Annotated in this window: 2 protein-coding genes; both read left to right on the forward strand. The window is 41.9% G+C overall.

Annotation, left to right across the window (positions count from 1 at the left end):
• The first annotated feature begins 896 nt into the window (after positions 1-896).
• Positions 897-1,250 carry a hypothetical protein gene (locus EIZ48_RS27865; RefSeq protein ID WP_160658621.1) on the forward strand — a complete coding sequence of 118 codons (354 nt, stop codon included), beginning with the start codon at positions 897-899 and terminating at the stop codon, positions 1,248-1,250.
• A gap of 128 nt (positions 1,251-1,378) precedes the next feature.
• Complete coding sequence (locus EIZ48_RS27870) at positions 1,379-1,912, forward strand: hypothetical protein (protein ID WP_160658622.1); 534 nt, start codon at positions 1,379-1,381, stop codon at positions 1,910-1,912.
• Positions 1,913-2,701 lie beyond the last annotated feature (789 nt).

Below are 2,701 nucleotides of genomic sequence, written 5' to 3' on the forward strand. Positions count from 1 at the left end.
TCGATAGACTTGCGACCAAATAGGGAACGCACTAATGGATGGAGTTGCATAACAAAGCAATCAAGGTGACCCGTTACACTCGGCGGTTTTGGTATAAAGTTCAGTGTGCTTTGTTAGTTTCGTGTGGGGCACCTTATTGCAGGCGTTATGGCTTTAAAGCACAGGCAACGTGGTGTTTGCTTCAAGGTTTGCGGGCCAAGCTTAGTAGCTATCAAGCCGAACTTCTCAGGTGATATAACTGAACGCTTGTCAGTATAACGAACTGTGGTATTGTCGGGCTTAGTCCGCAGCACGCTTGATTTTCCTGTTGTGCTTGCTGTCAGAAATGCCAGAGACATCGTCGAAAAAACTATCAAAATTAGGCTTCGGATTATCAAGTTTCAATTCTTGCCAATTTTTCCCGAAGCTTCCGATTTATATCTATTGGTAAAGAGCAATTCTTTCTCCAGTGGCTACTGATTTTGTTATTTAGTTCATAAAGTTATGTATAAATTTATGTCTGGGTTTTATTGGTAGGATAAGCTGGTAGGCGTTCGAGCAGATGTTTCTGTAGCGGTAGCGTATCGGGTAAGTGATTAAAATTCATTGAGTTTGCCATAACAAGGCAATCAAGGTGACCCGTTACACTCGGCGGTTTTGGTATAGAGTTCGGTGTGCTTTGTTCGTTTAGCGTGGGGCACCTTATTGCAGGCGTTATGTGCTAAAGATGTCTTACGGTGTATATCGAAGGTAACACGATGATGTGTAGCTATGAAAATCACTGGTTTTGATGTTATTGATGAAATGGTCGCTGCTAAATGTTGCAATGGAGCTGATGTCTCATGTGAGTAGGCAAAGTTAGCTATTATTTAAGTGGAATCAAACATATAAAATGGCTTTGTGAACAAGGAACAACAATGAGTTATAACATTGCGGTAGTAAATTTTAAGCTGCCTGAAAACTTCGATGAAGCAGTGAACCTGGTAAATCCCATGACGGATATTGATGTTACTCAGATAGAAAGTATCTATAAGGAGTTTCATGACGAGGCAACAAAAATATTCCCTTGTTTGTCCAGTTTATCGGACGATGAAATTGATGATGGCGTATGGTGTGATGGCCCGTTGATAAACAATTTTACAGTGAAAGCTCCCGTAATTGGCTTTTCGTATTCAAAAGTTGAGGAAGCATTGCCTGTGATTGGTAATCTTGCCTTAGATATGGGGCTGTCAATTTTAGATTGGCAAGCAGGTAAGGTTTATAACCCTTAAACTCGCGCACATAACAAGGCAATCAAGGTGACCCGTTACACTCGGCATTTTTGGTTCGGAGTTCGGTGCGCTTTGCTGGTTTTGCGTGGGGCACCTTATTGCAGGCGTTATAAGCCAAAGGAGGTTATGTGGCAACAACTGCAATTGAAGTTATTGATACGGCAGTTAAAATTGGCTTAGGTGGCCTAATTACACTACTTGGTACAATAGCTGTAACAAAATTAAATCATGGTCATGAAAACAAAAAGGAAACCAATAAACGTTTCTATGATGCACTCGAAAGTGTTGGTGCGAATATTGAGGAAATGACACATGTATCACTCCGTTACTGGGCTTTAATAATTGAGTGGGCAAGAAATAATCAGCAGGGTTTTGGGTTAACTGAAAAACGTCAAGAAGAATTAGAACGAACAAAAATTGATATGTTTGATCAATTCAAAAATCTAACTGTCGCAGAGTCAAAATTACTTCTTCTCGATTTAGATGAACCAGCTACATTGCTGCGAGAGTATGGGGAGTTTTTGAAAGACTTACGTCGTAAATATTATGATGGTAAAGCTTCTCTTACTGAAGAAGATATGGAATTAGTGCGAGAGCAGTTGTTAGTTAAACGAGAGGTCCTTTTTAAATCATTATCAGAGTCATATAAAAAAGGCTTATAACAAAGCAATCAAGGTGATGCGTTACACTCGGCGGTCTTGGTATGRAGTTCGGTGYGCTTTGCTGGTTCGGTGGGGCACACCTTATTGCAGGCGTTATGGCGCAAGGGCGAACAGGCAACGTGGTGATCGTTTGTTGTTCAGTGAGTCAAGCTTAGCAGCTACTGAGTCGTTCCTTTTAGCCGATATATCTGAACGCTTTCCGGTATAACGAACTGTGGCTTTGATTGGCATTGTTCGCAGCACGCTCGATTTTTCAGCAGCATACGCTGTTGGAAACTCCTGTAACTTCATCGAAAGGTAACTATCAATTTTTGGCTTTGGGTTATCAAACTTCAATTCGTTGCAATTTTCTCCGTTGATTCTGATTTACACCTGATAGTAAAGAGCTGTTCTTTCCCAAGTAAAGCATAATTTTGTTAAATAAATCATAAAGTAACGATTTCTATCCTGCATAGGTTCAGGTTGTTGCGTATGATATTCACCTATCAAGCAGGCCCCCTGTAGCGGTAGCGTGCATGATGGTTGGGTAGGCAACTTAAAGCGCGCCATAACAAGGCCATCAAGTGTGACGCGTTACACTCGGCAGTTTTGGTTTGAAGTTCAGCTGGCTTGGTGAGTTTGGTGGGGCGCACCTTATGGCTGGCGTTAGGCATGGGAAAAGCCTGCTTTTTGATCTGGTCGCAACCATGTCGCCCACGAACGGGAAATCTTAGGCCATTCGTTCATTGCATGGCTGTTCTTTAAGGGCGTGGAAATGCAAGTTGATCCGTTCTTTGCTGCCTCAGACGA

Origin of the sequence: Photobacterium alginatilyticum, from assembly GCF_009910675.1 — a bacterium.
Classification (GTDB): domain Bacteria; phylum Pseudomonadota; class Gammaproteobacteria; order Enterobacterales; family Vibrionaceae; genus Photobacterium; species Photobacterium alginatilyticum.

Excerpts from the sequence above, each read along its gene's own strand:
- EIZ48_RS27865 (WP_160658621.1), top strand. The coding sequence starts at position 897 with ATGAGTTATAACATTGCGGTAGTAAATTTTAAGCTGCCTGAAAACTTC.